The 15,472-nt window shown below is 66.5% G+C and carries 12 protein-coding genes; 9 read left to right on the top strand and 3 right to left on the bottom strand.

Features of this window, described 5'->3' with window-relative positions; translation table 11 throughout:
• The first annotated feature begins 6 nt into the window (after window positions 1-6).
• The 4 genes from ACCQ08_RS11470 to ACCQ08_RS11455 all read left to right on the top strand — a co-directional run bounded on the left by ACCQ08_RS11470 (window position 7) and on the right by ACCQ08_RS11455 (window position 3,348).
• Window positions 7-1,296 carry an MFS transporter gene (locus tag ACCQ08_RS11470; protein WP_373449833.1) on the top strand — a complete coding sequence of 430 codons (1,290 nt, stop codon included), beginning with the start codon at window positions 7-9 and terminating at the stop codon, window positions 1,294-1,296.
• A gap of 2 nt (window positions 1,297-1,298) precedes the next feature.
• Window positions 1,299-1,874 (top strand): DUF3833 domain-containing protein, encoded by a 576-nt coding sequence (locus ACCQ08_RS11465; protein ID WP_239809541.1) that lies wholly within the window; start codon window positions 1,299-1,301, stop codon window positions 1,872-1,874.
• On the top strand, window positions 1,874-2,665 hold the full coding sequence (locus tag ACCQ08_RS11460) for an SDR family NAD(P)-dependent oxidoreductase (RefSeq protein ID WP_373449832.1): 792 nt from the start codon (window positions 1,874-1,876) through the stop codon (window positions 2,663-2,665). The genes ACCQ08_RS11465 and ACCQ08_RS11460 overlap by 1 nt, the downstream gene beginning before the upstream one ends.
• A 134-nt stretch (window positions 2,666-2,799) precedes the next feature.
• Window positions 2,800-3,348: a lipocalin family protein gene (locus tag ACCQ08_RS11455; protein ID WP_239809543.1), complete on the top strand. Its 549-nt coding sequence runs from the start codon at window positions 2,800-2,802 to the stop codon at window positions 3,346-3,348.
• A gap of 122 nt (window positions 3,349-3,470) precedes the next feature.
• Here ACCQ08_RS11455 and ACCQ08_RS11450 read toward each other — a convergent pair whose 3' ends face one another.
• Window positions 3,471-4,061, bottom strand: a complete 591-nt coding sequence (locus ACCQ08_RS11450) for a DUF3617 family protein (protein WP_312411101.1) — start codon at window positions 4,059-4,061, stop codon at window positions 3,471-3,473.
• A 260-nt stretch (window positions 4,062-4,321) separates the two neighbouring features.
• On the opposite strand from ACCQ08_RS11450, the gene ACCQ08_RS11445 reads away from it, so the two are divergent.
• The 5 genes from ACCQ08_RS11445 (at window position 4,322) to ACCQ08_RS11425 (ending at window position 13,833) form a co-directional block, all read left to right on the top strand.
• Window positions 4,322-6,286, top strand: coding sequence for a cytochrome c/FTR1 family iron permease (locus tag ACCQ08_RS11445; protein ID WP_373449831.1), 1,965 nt, complete (start codon window positions 4,322-4,324; stop codon window positions 6,284-6,286).
• 130 nt (window positions 6,287-6,416) lie between these two features.
• Window positions 6,417-7,655: an exonuclease subunit SbcD gene (sbcD, locus tag ACCQ08_RS11440; RefSeq protein ID WP_373449830.1), complete on the top strand. Its 1,239-nt coding sequence runs from the start codon at window positions 6,417-6,419 to the stop codon at window positions 7,653-7,655.
• Window positions 7,652-11,092 (top strand): AAA family ATPase, encoded by a 3,441-nt coding sequence (locus ACCQ08_RS11435; RefSeq protein WP_373449829.1) that lies wholly within the window; start codon window positions 7,652-7,654, stop codon window positions 11,090-11,092. Before sbcD ends, ACCQ08_RS11435 begins: the two co-directional genes overlap by 4 nt.
• A gap of 121 nt (window positions 11,093-11,213) precedes the next feature.
• Complete coding sequence (locus ACCQ08_RS11430; protein WP_373449828.1) at window positions 11,214-12,992, top strand: NAD(P)/FAD-dependent oxidoreductase; 1,779 nt, start codon at window positions 11,214-11,216, stop codon at window positions 12,990-12,992.
• Between the two features lie 256 nt (window positions 12,993-13,248).
• A complete protein-coding gene (locus tag ACCQ08_RS11425) occupies window positions 13,249-13,833 on the top strand; it encodes a hypothetical protein (RefSeq protein WP_373449827.1) in 585 nt (194 codons plus the stop codon).
• Between the two features lie 49 nt (window positions 13,834-13,882).
• On the opposite strand, the gene ACCQ08_RS11420 is transcribed toward ACCQ08_RS11425, so the two are convergent.
• The gene (locus ACCQ08_RS11420) at window positions 13,883-14,242 is read right to left on the bottom strand and encodes a hypothetical protein (RefSeq protein WP_312462962.1); all 360 of its coding nucleotides are present in this window, start codon (window positions 14,240-14,242) and stop codon (window positions 13,883-13,885) included.
• 334 nt (window positions 14,243-14,576) lie between these two features.
• On the bottom strand, window positions 14,577-15,455 hold the full coding sequence (htpX, locus tag ACCQ08_RS11415) for a protease HtpX (protein ID WP_312411123.1): 879 nt from the start codon (window positions 15,453-15,455) through the stop codon (window positions 14,577-14,579).
• Window positions 15,456-15,472 lie beyond the last annotated feature (17 nt).

Raw genomic sequence — 15,472 nt, 5'->3', positions numbered from 1 at the left:
TCCGCCATGAACGCCATCCCTGTTCAGCAAGCGCTCTCCTGGCGCACGGGGCTGGCCTATGGCGCGCTGGCTGCACCGCTGGCCTTTGTATCGCTGCCGTTGTATGTGACCCTGCCCCACTACTACGCGGCCGAGGCCGGTGCGCCACTGGCCGGCTTGGGGGCCGTGCTGCTCGCCACCCGGGCGTTCGATGCGCTGCTGGACCCGGCGCTGGGCCGCCTGGCAGACCGCCTGCTGCAGCGCGGGCGAGGTGCCGCCTGGCTGGCGGCGGCGCTGGGCAGTCTGGCCATGGCCCTGGGGTTTTTTGCGCTGTGGCACCCGCCCGCCAGCCACCCGGTCCAGATGCTGGGCTGGCTCGCAGCCTGCCTGCTGCTGAGCACCTTGGCCTACAGCGCCGTTGCCATCCTGCACCAGACCTGGGGCACCCGCTGGGGCGGCCAGGCAGCCTGGCGCACCCAGGTGACCGCCTGGCGCGAGGGCGCCACGTTGGTGGGCGTACTCACGGCCAGCGTCTTGCCCAGCCTGCTGGGCGTGGATGCGACCAGTGCGGTGCTGCTGGCCGCGCTGGGCCTGGGTTTGCTGGGCTTGTACCGGCTGCACGATCCGCGCGCGGGCGATGCAGATGCGGTTGCACGGGCCGCACCGCGCGGTGGCCTGCCCCAGGCCTCGCCGTGGCGCGATGCCGCCTTTCGCCGGCTGCTGTCGGTCTTCATGCTCAACGGAATTGCGGCGGCCATACCGGCCACGCTCTTGCCTTTCTTTGTCGTGGACCGGCTCCAGGCGCCCGAGCTGCTGCCGCTGTTCTTGCTGTGCTACTTCGCCGCTGCAGCCCTTGGCCTGCCGCTGTGGGTGAAAGCCGTTGCCCGCTGGGGCCTGGCGCCCAGCTGGCGCGCCGGCATGCTGGCCAGCGTCATTGCATTTTTCTCGGCGTCCCTGCTGGGCGCGGGGGATGCCTGGGCCTTTGCCGCCATCTGCATCGCCAGCGGCCTGGCGCTGGGCGCAGACCTGGCGGTGCCTGGTGCGCTGCTGACCGGTGTGATCCACGAATCTGGCCATGGGGGATCCGGCGACGGGCGTTACCTGGGCTGGTGGGCCTGCGCCACCAAGCTCAACCTGGCTCTCGCCGCCGGGTTGTGCCTGCCGCTGCTCGCCATTGCGGGCTACCACAGCGGCAGCACCGCCCCCGCCGGTCTACAGGCGCTGGCCTGGGCCTATGGCGGTCTGCCCTGCCTGCTCAAGTTGTTGGCCCTGGCCTCACTCTGGCGCGCTGAACGCCTGCAACCCTCCTGGAGGTAATGATGACATCCCCACCCTGCACCCACCGGTTCCTGACCCTGCGGCGCGCCGGAATCGGCCTGGCCTTGGTCGGCACGATCGCTGTGCTGAGCGCCTGCGCCAGCCCCCCGGTCGAAGACTACGCCCAGGAGCGCCCGGCGCTGGACCTGCGCCAGTACTTCAACGGCCCGCTCACGGCGCATGGCATGTTCACCGACCGCCAGGGCAAGGTGGTCAAGCGCTTTACCGTGCACATGACCGGCAGGTGGACGGGCAATGACGGCGTGCTGGAAGAGCACTTTGTCTACAGCGATGGCACGACGCAGGAGCGCACCTGGCACATCCAGTACCTGGGTGAAGGGCGCTATAGCGGCCAGGCAGGGGATGTGGTCGGCCCGGCCACGGGCCAGGCTGCCGGCAACGCGCTGCACTGGAACTACGTGCTGGCCTTGCCGGTGAACGGAAGGGTCTGGAACGTACGGATGGACGACTGGATGTACCTGATGGACGGGCGCACGATGCTCAACCGCACCGCGATGAGCAAGTTCGGCATCCACCTGGGCGATCTGACCATTGCATTCACCAAGGAGCCGGGATAATGCCGCTGCTGCAAGCCAGGCTCAATCTGCCGATGCCCGACTGGCAAGGCCGATCCGCTTGGGTGATTGGTGCCTCCACCGGCATTGGCCGGGCCACGGCGGAGGCGCTGCATGCACGGGGCGCACGCGTTGTCGTATCGGCCCGGGATGGGGCAGCGCTGCAGGACTTTGCCAACAGCCGCCCTGGCTGCCTGGCACTGGCGCTGGATGTGAGCCAGCCGGGCACAGTCGCCGCAGCCGCGCAAGCCGTGCATACCGCCTTAGGTGCTGCGCCCGACCTGGTGCTGTACTGTGCAGGCTATTACCGGCCACTGCGCGCCACCGCATTCGACCTCGAAGAGATGCAGAAACACCTGGCGGTCAACTATGTCGGCGTGCTCCATGTGCTGGACGCCGTGCTTCCGATGCTGTTGCAGGCGGGGCAAGGCCATATCGCGCTGGTCGGCAGCGTTGCCGGCTACCGGGGGCTGCCGATGTCGCTGGCCTATGGCCCCACCAAGGCGGCGCTCAACAACCTGGCAGAAAACCTCTACCTCGACCTGCACCCCCAAGGGCTGGGCGTGTCCATCATCAACCCCGGCTTTGTCGAGACCCCGCTGACCGCCCAGAACAGCTTCCGGATGCCGGCACTGATCAGCCCCGCCGAAGCGGCGCAGCACATCCTGCAAGGCTGGGCGCGCGGACAGTTCGAGATGAACTTCCCCCGCCGCTTTACCCGCTGGATGCGGCTGCTGCGCTGCCTGCCCGACCGCTGGTACTTTGCCAGCGTGCGCCGCATCACCAAGGCCTGATGCGGGGGCTGGGACGACAGCAGCACGGCATGCGCGCCCATTGCCGGTAGCCCCGCAGTGGGCCAGTCTTGCAGCAGACCTGTTCATCCACTTCTCCCGTTTGGCCCTGCCCTAGACACAAAAGGAAATCTACGATGCCTTTCTGCACAAGCGCTCTCATCCGCGCCACGGCCATGGCGCTGGTCATCACCGGCACTGCCGTCGCGCTGCCCGGTTGCGCCGTTTCCGTTCCCCCAGGTGTTCAGCCGGTCAGCAACTTTGACGCCAGCAAATACATGGGCACCTGGTATGAGCTGGCACGCATTGACCACCGCTTTGAAAAGGGCCTGACCCAGGTGACTGCCACCTACAGCCTCAATGCCGATGGCAGCGTGACCGTGCTGAACCGCGGCTATGACCCTGTCAAGCAGCAGTGGAGGGAGGCCCAAGGCAAGGCACGCTTCCTGCGCCAGGCCGATGAGGCTGCGCTGAAGGTCTCGTTCTTCGGCCCTTTCTACGGCGGCTACAACGTGGTCAGCCTTGATGACCAGTACCAGACCGCCTTGGTCATCGGCAGCAGCGTCGATTACGTCTGGATCCTCTCGCGCAGCAAGACCATTGCGGAGGCGCAACGGCAAGCCCTGCTTGAGAAAGCGCAGTCGCTGGGTGTCGATTTGGCGCAGGTGATACGGGTGGAGCAGTAACCGTGCCTGGATGGATTGACCCTGTTCATGGGCGCCCATAAAAAACGCAGCCCCCAGGCTGCGTTCTTACATTCAAAAGCTCCACGCGCCACCGCCCAAGCAGCGGCGCACGAGCCTCTTTATCAGCAGTCGCCCACGCGCTTGCTGGTCACCGTGGTGGTCATCCCCTGACCGCCCATGTCCATCTTGCTGGTGACGGTGTTCTCAGTGGGCGAGACGTAGACGGCCTCAAGGTCCATGCTCATCTTGCCGTCGCCGCAGCTAAAGCGCATCGATTCCTTGTTGCCATCGCTCTTGACGTCGGCGGGGCTGCAGCCTGGCATGTTCTTCAGCTGCGCATCGGCCAGCGATTGCAAGGTCTTGCCCGCCATCTCGGGGGTGATGCACATCTCTTGCACCAGCTTGCCGCCTTCGACCTTGGCATTGTCCAGGTTGGCGGCCTTCTTCTGCTCTGGCGTCATGGTCTTGAAGGCCTGCTCCATGCCGGCCAGCGCCTGCTGGCCCATGGGGCCGCTCATTTCGGTGATGGCTTGCCACTTGCCCGGCTGCACCTTGGGTGCCGCCGCAGCGGGTGCCGGTGCCGGGGCTGCAGCAGGCGCCGCTGCCGGAGCGGCTGCTGGCGGGCTGCTGGGCGTCTCTTCCTTCTTGCTGCAGCCGATCAGTCCGGCACACACGACCACGGCCACAACGGCCATTCCTGTTAGTTTTTCCATGTTGTATCTCCTCATTGCGGCACGGCACGGGCATGCGGCGTGCGACGCGTTGCCCTCCCCATGAGCACAAGCGCGTGGCCGCAGTGTATCGATCCAAGGCGTAGAAATGGTTACCAATTGCGTTTCCAGCAGCGCCCCACCACGCGCGCCGAGCCGGTCTGCAGAGCCGTTCTGGCGCTTCCGCCCCGCTGGGCGACTGCGGCAGTACAGAATGTAAACAAGCATAAAATACCGCGAATAATTCTTATTCATAACATTCCATGCGTTCTTCATTCAGCTGGACACTGGCGCTGCTGGCCGGTTTGCTCAGCGGCCCTGCCCTTGCCCAAACGCCCGCTGCGGCGCCTGCAGCGACCACCACGGCTCCCGAAGCCACCGACGCCCGCCAGCTCTGGCAGCTGCTGGACTATGTCGCCGTGGACTACGGTGGCGCGGTCGAGAACGGCCAAATCGCCAGCGAGGGCGAATATGCCGAGATGCTGGACTTCAGCGCCAATGCGCTGCAGCAGGCGGGGGCCCTGCCTGCACATGCCGACAAGGCCCGGGTGACGGCCCTGGTCGGCCAACTGCGTGCGGCCGTGCAGGCCAAGGCGTCTGCCGATGAGGTGGCCCGGCTGGCCCACCAGGCGGCCCAGTTGCTGGTGGCGGCCTACCCGATGCCCGTCGCCCCGGCGAAGGCTCCCGATATAAAAAAAGGCTCTCAACTCTTTCAGCAAATCTGTGCAAGCTGCCATGGCGCCACCGGCGGCGGCGATGGCCCTGCGGCGCAAGGTCTGGATCCGCAGCCGATTGCGTTCAGCGATGCCCAGCGCGCCAATGCCCGCAGCCTGATGGCCTTGTACCAGGTGACCTCGCAAGGTGTGGAAGGCACGTCGATGGTGGCCTTTGGCGCACTGCCCGACGACGACCGCTGGGCACTGGCCTACTTTGTCGGCGGCCTGTCGTACAACGACGAACTGCGCGCCACCGGCAAGGCGCTGTGGCAGAACGATGCAGGCCTGCGCGCCCGCTTTGCCGATCTGGCCGCCCTCAGCACCACCACCGCGCAAAGCCTGACTCCGGCCATGCCGATCGAACAGGCCCGCGCGGTGCTGGCCTATCTGCGCGCCAACCCCGAGGTCATCACCGAAGGCAAGGCCAGCGGCGTGGCGCTGTCACGCCAGCGCCTCGCGCAAAGCCTGGTGGCCCTCAAGGCCGGTGACCGCAACCAGGCGATGAAGCTGGCCCTGTCTGCCTACCTGGACGGCTTTGAGCCGCTGGAGCCCACCATTGCCGCGCGCAACAAGACCTTGATGACCCAGGTCGAATCGGCCATGGTGCAGTACCGTGCCACAGTGGCCAGCGGCACGGTGCAGCAGGCCGAGGCCGCTGCCCGGCAGTTGCAGACCATGTTTGACCAGGTCGAGGCCGAGCTGAACGCAGGCGCGTCGGACGCCACCGCCACCTTTGTCGGCGCGCTCACCATCTTGCTGCGCGAAGGGCTGGAGGCCTTGCTGATCGTCATCGGCATGGTGGCGCTGCTGCGCAAGGCCGGCCGCCAGGATGCGCTGCGCTATGTGCATGCCGGCTGGAGTTCAGCCCTGGTCGCCGGCGGCCTGACCTGGGCCGCCGCCACCTACCTGGTGGAGATCAGCGGCGCCAGCCGCGAGGTGACCGAGGGCCTGGGCTCGGTCGTGGCAGCGCTGGTGCTGCTGAGCGTGGGCCTGTGGATGCACAGCAAGAGCAGCGCCGGCCGCTGGCAAAGCTATTTGAGCGAGAAGCTCTCGGCCAGCATGGGCCAGGGCTCCATGTGGGGCCTGTTCGCGCTGGCCTTTATCTCCGTTTACCGCGAGGTGTTCGAGACCGTGCTGTTCTTCTCGGCCCTGGCCTCGGACGGTCACCACGCCGCCTTGCTGGGCGGCGGCCTGGCTGCGGTGGCGATTCTGGCGGTGATCGCCTTGGTGCTGCTGCGCACCAGTGCCCGCATGCCTGTGGGCCGCTTCTTCTCGGCGACGTCGATCCTGGTGGCCGTGCTGGCCGTCGTGCTGGTGGGCAAGGGCGTGTCCTCGCTGCAAGAGGCTGGCTGGGTCGGCGCCACGCCGCTGGCCGCGCCCCGCATCGAGCTGCTGGGCATGTTCCCCACAGTGGAGACCCTGCTGGCCCAGGCCCTGGTGCTCGCACTGGTGGTGTTTGGCTTTGCCTACAACCGCGCTGCGGCGCGCAAGGCGCTGGGCGTTCAGAAGTAAGTACCGCCTCATCGGCTGCCAGACCTCGCCCGGGTGCAGACCCTGGCGAGGTCTTTTTCTTTGACCGGCGCGGCGCGCAGCGACTACCATCGGCAGGGTTCCCGCGATCTCTCCATCCCTCCCCCCCACCATGCGCATCATTCACACCTCGGACTGGCATCTGGGCCAGTATTTCATGGGCCAAAGCCGCCAGGCAGAGCACAGTGCGCTGATCGACTGGCTGCTGGAACAGGCAGCGGCGCAAGCCGCCGATGCGGTGCTGATCGCTGGCGATATTTTTGACACCGGCGCGCCACCGAGCTACGCCCGCGCGCTCTACAATCGCCTGGTCGCGCGCCTGCACCAGGCCGGTGTCGCGCTGCTGGTGCTGGGCGGCAACCATGACTCGGTCGCGGTGCTGGAAGAGAGCCAGGGACTGCTCCAAGCGCTGGGCACCCAGGTGATTGCCGCCACCGGCGCTGCCGAGCAGCATGTGCGCATCCTGCCGCTGCGCGATGGCACCCCTGGCTGCATCGTCTGCGCGCTGCCCTTCATCCGCCCCCGCGATGTGCTGCAAAGCCAGGCCGAGCAAAGCGCGCAGGACAAACAGCTGGCCTTGCAGCAGGCGATACAGGCCACCTACCAGCAGGTGTATGCGGCGGCACTGCAGCAGCAGGCGGCGCTGCAGGCCAGCCTGGGGCGGCAGTTGCCCATCATCGCCACCGGCCACCTCACCACCGTGGGCGCGAGCAGCAGCGAATCGGTGCGCGAGATCTATGTCGGCGCGCTGGAGGCCTTTCCGACCCAGGCCTTTCCGCCGGTGGATTACATCGCGCTGGGCCATATCCACCAGCCGCAGACAGTGGGCGGGCTGGCGCACATCCGCTACAGCGGCTCGCCGATCGCGCTGGGTTTTGACGAGGCGCGCCAGACCAAACAGATGCTGCTGGTGGAACTGGGCGCACCAGGGCTGCAGTCGGTGACAGCCCTGCCTGTGCCGGTGTTCCAGCCCATGATGGCATTGCGCAGCCGCCTGGCGGCCTTGCCCGCCGCGTTCGAGCAAGCCACTGCGCTGGCCCGGGCCGACAAAAAGGTGTGGCTGGACATCACGATCGAAGAAGATGACTACCTGGCCGACCTGCCACTGCGCGTGCAGGCACTCGCCGACGGCTTGCCGCTACAGCTGCTGCGGGTCAAAAGGCTGCGCGGTCGGGCAGCAGCACAGTGGAGCGGCCCGGACGCCGAGGCGCTGGATGCGCTGACCCCTGCACAGGTGTTCGAGCGCCGCCTGGCGCTGGAAACCATGGACGCCGAGCTGCAGCAGGCGCTGACCGCGCGCTACCAGAGCGTGCTGCAGTCGCTGGTCAACCCCAGCGGGGAGCCGCTATGAAGATACGCAGCCTGCGCCTCAAGAACCTGAACTCGCTCAAAGGCGAGTGGCGCATCGATTTCACCGCAGCGCCCTTTGCCGACAACAGCCTGTTTGCGATCACCGGCCCGACGGGTGCCGGCAAATCGACCTTGCTCGATGCGATCTGCCTGGCGCTCTACCACCAGACACCCCGGCTGGCGACCATCAGCGCCGGCAGCAACGACCTGATGACGCGCCACACGGCAGACTGCCTGGCCGAGGTGGAGTTTGAGGTCAAGGGCACCGTCTACCGCGCCTTCTGGAGCCAGCGCCGTGCCCGCGACAAGGCCAGCGGCGCGCTGCAAGGGCCCAGGGTAGAGCTGGCGCGCGTAGCCGATGGCGAAATCCTGAGCACCCACAGCAGCGACAAACTGCGCCAGATGACCGAGATCACCGGGCTGGATTTTCAGCGCTTTACCAAATCGATGCTGCTGGCACAGGGCGGGTTTGCGGCCTTTTTGGAGGCCAAGGCGAATGAGCGGGCCGAGCTGCTCGAGGAGCTGACCGGCACCGACATCTACAGCCAGATATCGCAAACCGTGTTTGAGCGCGCCCGCGATGCCCGCCAGGCGCTGGAGCGTGACAAGGCCCAGGCGGGCGCTGTGCAGCTGCTGCCCGAGGCCGAGCGCGCGCAATTGCAGGCCGACGCACAGCAACTGCAGGATGCACTGGCCACACTGCAAACCCGCCATGCCGCGCTGCAAGCCCTGCAGCACTGGCAGCAGCAAACCGCACAAGCGGCGCAGGCACAGCAACAGGCCCAGGTGCGCCTGCAACAAGCCCAGCAAGAACTGCAGGATGCCACTCCCGATCTGCTGCGTCTGCAGGCCCATGGCCCTGCGCAGTCGATTGCTCCACTGCATGCAGCCTGGCAGCAGGCGCAAGCGGCCACCGCTGCAGGCCAGGCCGTCCTGGCCCCCTTGCAGGGCCGCCTGGCCGATGCCCACAGCCGCCAGTGGCAGCTGCAGCAGCATGCCAGCACGCTGGCACTGCATGCCCAGCAGCAGGCTGAGCAGGCACTCCAGCAGCTGCAAAACCAGCAGAGCGATCTGCAGCACTGGCTGCAGCAGCACCAGGCCCTTGCCGCGCTGGGCGACCAGCTGAGCGGTTGGCGCGAGCAGCTGGCGCAGCGCCAGCAGCAGCAGCGCCAGTTGGCGAAAGAGCAAGCCATGCTGCAGCAAGCCCGGGAACAAGGCCAGTTGCTGCAGCAGCAGATGGCGGCACAGGCCACCCATCTGCAACAGGCCCAAGCCGCGCAGCAGCAGGCGGATGCCGCAGCGCACGAGGCGCAAACCGCGCTACAAAGCCGCCTGGCGCCCTATGGCGGCAGCCTGGGCCAGTTGCGCAGCCACTGGCAGACCGCCCAGCAGCACCAGCAAGCCTGGCAGCAGTTGCTGCAGCAAGTGCAGCAACGCCCACCGCTGGCGCGGGATGCAGAGCAGCTGGGCGATGCGCTGCAGGCCTGCACCGCACCGCTGGCCCAGCAGCAGGCCACGTTGGCCGCACTGCGCAGCCAGTACAAAGCGCAGAAGGAGCGGGTGAGTGACAAACAGCGCCTGTTGGCGCAAGAAGAGCGCATCCAAAGCCTGGAAGCCCATCGCCAGGCCCTGCAGCCGGGCGAAGCCTGCCCCCTGTGCGGCGCCCATGAACACCCGGCGATTGCTGCCTATGCTGCCCTCGATGTATCAGCCACCGCCGCCGCGCTGCAGACCGCGCAGGCCGAGCTGGAAGCGCTGCAGCACCAGGGCGAGCAGCTCAGCGCCGCGCATGCAGCGGCCCAGAATCAGCAGACCAGTCTCCAGGCCCAATTAACGGCGGCCGAGCAACGGCTGGATGCATGGCAACAGCAATGGCAGACCCTGTGCAACGCCATGGTCCCGCCCATCTCCGCATCTGCCTGGCAGCAGCCGCAAACCCTCGCAGAGGCACAGCAAGCCAGTGCCGCGCAAGCCGCCCAGTTGCAACAGGGCTTGGCCGCAGCCGAAGTTGCAGAGCAAGCACTGCAGCGCGCCAAAGACAGCGCCCATGCAGCGGCCCAAACCCTGCAAGATGCGCAGCATGCGCAAGCGCGCCTGCAGCAGACCCAGCAAGACAACAGCAACCAGCAGCAACGCCTGGTCCAGGCTGTAGCGGATGTGCAAGCGCTGGTCGATGCGGCCGAGGCCGCGTTGCAATCCAGCCTCACCCCGCTGGGCCTGACGATGCCACCCGCCGACGGCCACGATGCCTGGTTACAGGCCCGCCAGCAGGAATGGCAGCAGTGGCAACAGCACCATACGCAGCTGCACACCGTCGCCCAGCAGCTGGGGCTGCAACAGCTCCAGGCGAGCCAGTGCGCGCAAGAGGCCCGGCAATGGCAGCAGCGCCTGGCGCAATCGCCGCCACCGGCGCAGACGGGTGCCGCGGCCATCGCGCTGCCCGCCACGCTGGCCGATTGCGCTGCACTGCTGGAACAGACCCGCCAAGCGCTGGCCAGCCTGGACGGCCAGGCCCGGCAAGCGGGCCAGCAACTCGAGCAGCTGCAGTCGGCACAAGCACTCGCCCTGGCGGCTTGGGACCAGGGCTTGCAGGCGAGCCCCTTTGCCGATGCACAGGCCTTTGCGCACGCATTGTTGCCACCGGGCGAGCTGGAGCGGCTCACCCAGCAGCGTGATGGCCTGCAGCTGGCGCTGCAACGCGCCAGCACGGTGGCCGAGGAAGCGGCGCAACACCACCAGCAACTGCAAGCCCAGGCCCTGACCGGTGAAACACCCGAGGCGCTGGACGCGCAATGGCAGGCCTTGGAAGCAGAGCGCAACCAGACGGCTGAGCGCATGGGCGCCCACCGCGCGCGCCTGGCCGATGACGACCAGCGCCGCAGCGGCCAGCAGGCCTTGCTGGCGCAGATCGCGGCGCAGGAGCGCGACAGCGAGCTGTGGCAACGGTTGGATGGGCTGATCGGCTCGGCCAAGGGCGACAAGTACCGCAAGTTTGCCCAGGGCCTGACCCTGGACCATTTGCTGGCCCTGGCCAACGGCCATCTGGCGCGGCTGCATGGCCGCTACCTGCTGCAGCGCAAGAGCACCGGCGAGCTGGAGCTCGATATCGTCGACAGCTGGCAAGGCGATGTCGCGCGCGATACCCGCACCTTGTCGGGGGGCGAGGCCTTTCTGGTCAGCCTGGCACTGGCGCTCGCGTTGTCGGACCTGGTCAGCAGCAAGACCTCGATCGATTCGCTGTTCCTGGATGAGGGCTTTGGTACGCTGGACGGCGACACGCTGGAAGTGGCATTGACGGCGCTGGACACGCTCAACGCCAGCGGCAAGATGATCGGCATCATCAGCCATGTGGAGGCGCTCAAGGAGCGCATTCCGGCGCAGATCCGGGTGGAGAAGGGCGCGGGAATTGGCTACTCGCGCCTGGAGCTCCACCGCTGAGCGCTGGGCACCGGGTTTGCCAGGGGCTTACCTTATTGCGCCATGGGGATGCGCCCCGCCCGTCCGCCCTGCTGCGGCCATATCAGCTACCATCCATGCCCTTGCTTGATAGGTACAAGCCATGATCCGGATTGCAGAACTCAAACTCCCCCTCTCGGCGGTGCCCTACCACCCCGACAACCACACCGAATACGCGCCCCAGGAGGCGCTCAGCCAGCTGGCCGCCCAGCGCCTGGGCCTGCAGCCCGCCGCCATTGCCCAGCTGCAGGTGCACAAGCGCAGCTTTGATGCGCGCAAGTCCGAGCTGCTGGCGGTCTACATCGTCGATGTGACCTTGGCAGAGCCCGCGCAGGAAGCGGTCTTGCTGCAGCGCTTTGCGGCAGACTCGCATGTGAACCCGACGCCCGACATGGCCTGGCACCCGGTGGGCCAGGCGCCGGCGGACATGCAGGATCGCCCGGTGGTGGTGGGCTTTGGGCCCTGCGGCATTTTTGCAGCGCTGGTGCTGGCGCAGATGGGCTTCAAGCCCATCGTGCTGGAGCGCGGCAAGACGGTGCGCCAGCGCACCAAGGACACCTGGGGGCTGTGGCGCAAGCGCCGGTTGACGCCCGAATCGAATGTGCAGTTTGGCGAAGGCGGCGCAGGCACCTTCTCGGATGGCAAGCTCTACAGCCAGATCAAGGACCCGCGCCACCTGGGCCGCAAGGTGATGCAGGAGTTCGTCACCTACGGCGCGCCGCCGGAGATCCTGTTCACCGCCCACCCGCACATCGGCACCTTCAAGCTGGTCAAGGTGGTCGAGGGCATCCGCGAGGAGATCGTGCGCCTGGGCGGTGAGATCCGCTTTGAGCAAAAGGTCACCGATGTGCTGGTCGAGGGCGATGCACGCCAGCTGGTGGGCCTGCAGGTACTGGACCAGGCGAGTGGCGAGCGCTACACCCTGCCGACCCGGCATGCAGTGATGGCACTGGGCCACAGCTCGCGCGACACCTTTGCGATGTTCTACGAGCGCGGCGTGGCCATGGAGGCCAAGCCCTTCTCGGTGGGCTTTCGCATCGAACACCCGCAAAGCGTCATCGACCGCGCACGCTGGGGCAAGGATGCCGGCCACCCGCTGCTGGGCGCGGCCGACTACAAGCTGGTGCACCATGCGAAGAACGGCCGCGCCGTCTACAGCTTTTGCATGTGCCCGGGCGGCACCGTGGTGGCCGCCACCAGCGAGCCCGAGCGCGTGGTGACCAATGGCATGAGCCAGTACTCCCGCGCCGAGCGCAATGCCAATGCCGGCATGGTCTGCGCGATCAACCCCGAAGACTATCCGCAGGATGCCGAGAGCTTTGCCTGGGCCTTTGGTGGCAAGACCTATGGCGTGGAGGCGCAGGCCCCTGGCGCTTTCCACCCGCTGTCGGGCATCGTGCTGCAGCGCCAGCTGGAATCGAAAGCCTATTTGCTGGGTGGACAGAACTACAGCGCCCCGGGCCAGCTGGTGGGCGATTTTGTCGCAGGCACGCCTTCGACGGCCTTTGGCCATGTGGAGCCCTCCTACAAGCCGGGCATCACCCTGGGCGACCTGCACCAGGCCCTGCCGGCCTACGCGATCGAGGCCATGCGCGAGGCCCTGCCTGCGTTTGGCAAAAAGATCCGGGGCTATGACATGCGCGATGCCATCCTGACGGGTGTGGAGACGCGCACCTCGTCGCCGGTCAAGATCGGACGGGGCGCTGATTTTCAGAGCGATAACACGCGTGGCCTGTACCCGGCCGGGGAAGGCGCCAGCTATGCCGGCGGCATTCTGTCCGCAGGGGTCGATGGCATCAAGGTGGGCGAGGCGGTGGCCTGCGCCATTCTGGGGCGGCCCGTGCCGTCGTCGGGCTCGCGCGGCTCGGGAGCCGCGTTGTAACGTGCGGGGCTGTGGTCCCGCCTGCGGCCCGTGTAGGCCCGCTGGAAGGGGCCGGAGCGCGGGCCCATGCCTGCGCAGCACGCAGCGGGCGGGCCCCTGCCCCGCAGCGCGACAACAATTTACGGCATGTACCGCTTAACAACGGCTTAAAAAACGGCTTCTTACAACTTTGAGGTCCGCACGCCACAAACGAATCCCGACCTCCAGCGCAGCCCCCTAGAATTTTGGATTGTTCTGATGTTGCTGAAGGTTGCCCATGCCCGCGATCCCCTCTACCTTCTGGTCCCGCCGGAACGCTTCTGGCCTGAGTGCTGCCAGCTGGTGTGCGGCCCTGCTCTGTGCGCTGTCCGGCTCTGCCTGGGCAGCCAGCGTCGATGACCCGGATGGCAGCGACAGCTCCGCGCTGTCGGGCTGGACCTTGGGTTACTCCCCCTACACCTACCACTACTCCAACGCCAAGAAGGAGCGTGACTTCGAGCCCGATGACGAGCGGCACAAGTATGTATGGCTGCTCAACGCCGAGAAAAGGCTCGATGACCACCAGGTGGCCGGCTTTGCCTATTTCAGCAATTCCTTTGGCCAGCCCAGCCAGTACGCGTATTACGGCTGGCAGTTCCAGCCGCTGTCCAGCACGCCACAGCTGTTTTTCAAGCTCACCGGCGGCGTGATCCATGGCTACAAATACCCGTACCACCGCAAGATTCCGCTCAACAACCGCAACGGCTGGGGCATCACTGCCATCCCGGCTGTAGGCTGGAACTACAACCAGCACTGGGGCGGCCAGCTCAATGTGCTGGGCAAGTCCGCACTGATGTTTCAGCTGAACTACACGATGCGCTGAGCCGCGCTGCAGACCGGACCCTGGTCAGGGCCTGGCCTGCCGGGCCACTTCAGCGGCGCTCCCAATGCCCGCCACGGGCCTGCCAGCCATGGGGGCCGCGCACCCATTCACGGGGCACCCAGCGGTCACCATGGTGCGGAGGTGCCGCCCATCGGCCTTCACGCCAGACATAACGGCCTCCGCTCCAATCCCAAAAGCCGCCAATCCAGACCTGGGTTGCTATCGGTGCCACCGCTACCGGGACGGGCTCATAACGCAGGGGCGGCGGCGCTTCCGCCGATACGACCACCGCCGCAGGATTGCCATAGGCATAGGGCTCGGCGGGTGCGACAACGCAGCCGGTCACCAGGGCGGCGACCGCCAGGGCCCCGGCCCCCAAAGCAGCCGAACGCCCCGGGATGCTCTGCAAAACCCTCGCCAAGCGCGATGAGACGCAAGGCGTCTTTGGCAGTCGAGCCGTAGCCATTGACAAGGAAGACAACGCAGCGGATCGCCCGAGACCGCGTTCAGACCCGGGCAGGGAGTTTTGCAGAGGATCCCCAGAAGTGGGAGTGTGCGACATGGTGCATCTCCAGTCATTGCAAGAACTCCATTGAAGGAGCGCCGCCTTAACGCCCGGTGAGCGGCGCGTAAATCAGCGGTAAAAGCGGGGCCGCCCCTGCCAGCGCAGCCCGATCCGCCGCCCGGCGCCCATAAAAAAAGCACTGCCGAGGCAGTGCTTTGGTGTGGGTGCGAGCCAAGGCTTATTGCACCTGGTTGTTTTGCAGCGCGGCCACGCGCTCTTCAATCGGAGGGTGCGAGCTGAACAGCTTGCCCAAGCCGCCGGTGATGCCCATGGCCTGCATGCTTTGCGGCAGGGCGCCGGGCTGCATGCCGCCGAGGCGGTGCAAGGCATTGATCATCGGCTGCTTGCGGCCCATCAGGCGGGCGGCACCGGCATCGGCACGGAACTCGCGCTGGCGCGAGAACCAGGCCACGATGATGGCAGCCAGGAAGCCGAAGACGATATCGAGCACGATGGTGGTGATCATGTAGCCAATGCCGGGGCCCGAGCTTTGCTCGTCATTGCGGCGCAGGAACGAATCGACCGCGTAGCCGATGACGCGCGAGAGAAACACCACAAAGGTGTTCATCACGCCCTGGATCAGCGCCATCGTCACCATATCGCCATTGGCCACGTGGGCGACCTCGTGGCCGATGACAGCCTCGACCTCTTCACGGGTCATGCCTTGCAGCAGCCCGGTGGAGACGGCCACCAGTGCCGAATTCTTGAAAGCGCCTGTCGCAAATGCGTTGGCCTCGCCTTCATAGATACCTACCTCGGGCATCTGGATGCCAGCCTGGTCCGAGAAGCGGCGCACGGTCTCGACAATCCAGGCCTCGTCAGCGCTTTGGGGCTGGTTGATGATCTTGACGCCCATGCTCATCTTCGCAATGGGCTTGCTCATCAGCAACGAGATGATGGCGCCGCCAAAACCCATGATGAAGGCAAAGCCGAGCAGCGCCCCGAGGTTCAGGCCATTGGCGGTCAGATAGCGGTTGACACCGAGCAGGCTGGCAACAATGCCAAGCACCACAACGACGGCGATGTTGGTCGCCAGAAAAAGGAACATTCGTTTCATGGGGTCGATTCTCCAAG

This window comes from Comamonas sp. SY3 (assembly GCF_041730275.1).
In the GTDB taxonomy this organism is placed as follows: domain Bacteria; phylum Pseudomonadota; class Gammaproteobacteria; order Burkholderiales; family Burkholderiaceae_C; genus Comamonas; species Comamonas sediminis.
Note: the sequence above shows the minus strand (reverse complement) of the source record. Positions and strands in the feature narration are given on the sequence as shown.

Coding starts and splice junctions, on each gene's coding strand:
- htpX (WP_312411123.1), bottom strand. CDS start 15,455: ATGAAACGAATGTTCCTTTTTCTGGCGACCAACATCGCCGTCGTTGTG.
- ACCQ08_RS11455 (WP_239809543.1), top strand. CDS start 2,800: ATGCCTTTCTGCACAAGCGCTCTCATCCGCGCCACGGCCATGGCGCTG.
- sbcD (WP_373449830.1), top strand. CDS start 6,417: ATGCGCATCATTCACACCTCGGACTGGCATCTGGGCCAGTATTTCATG.
- ACCQ08_RS11430 (WP_373449828.1), top strand. CDS start 11,214: ATGATCCGGATTGCAGAACTCAAACTCCCCCTCTCGGCGGTGCCCTAC.
- ACCQ08_RS11470 (WP_373449833.1), top strand. CDS start 7: ATGAACGCCATCCCTGTTCAGCAAGCGCTCTCCTGGCGCACGGGGCTG.
- ACCQ08_RS11435 (WP_373449829.1), top strand. CDS start 7,652: ATGAAGATACGCAGCCTGCGCCTCAAGAACCTGAACTCGCTCAAAGGC.
- ACCQ08_RS11460 (WP_373449832.1), top strand. CDS start 1,874: ATGCCGCTGCTGCAAGCCAGGCTCAATCTGCCGATGCCCGACTGGCAA.
- ACCQ08_RS11450 (WP_312411101.1), bottom strand. CDS start 4,061: ATGGAAAAACTAACAGGAATGGCCGTTGTGGCCGTGGTCGTGTGTGCC.
- ACCQ08_RS11425 (WP_373449827.1), top strand. CDS start 13,249: ATGCCCGCGATCCCCTCTACCTTCTGGTCCCGCCGGAACGCTTCTGGC.
- ACCQ08_RS11465 (WP_239809541.1), top strand. CDS start 1,299: ATGACATCCCCACCCTGCACCCACCGGTTCCTGACCCTGCGGCGCGCC.
- ACCQ08_RS11445 (WP_373449831.1), top strand. CDS start 4,322: ATGCGTTCTTCATTCAGCTGGACACTGGCGCTGCTGGCCGGTTTGCTC.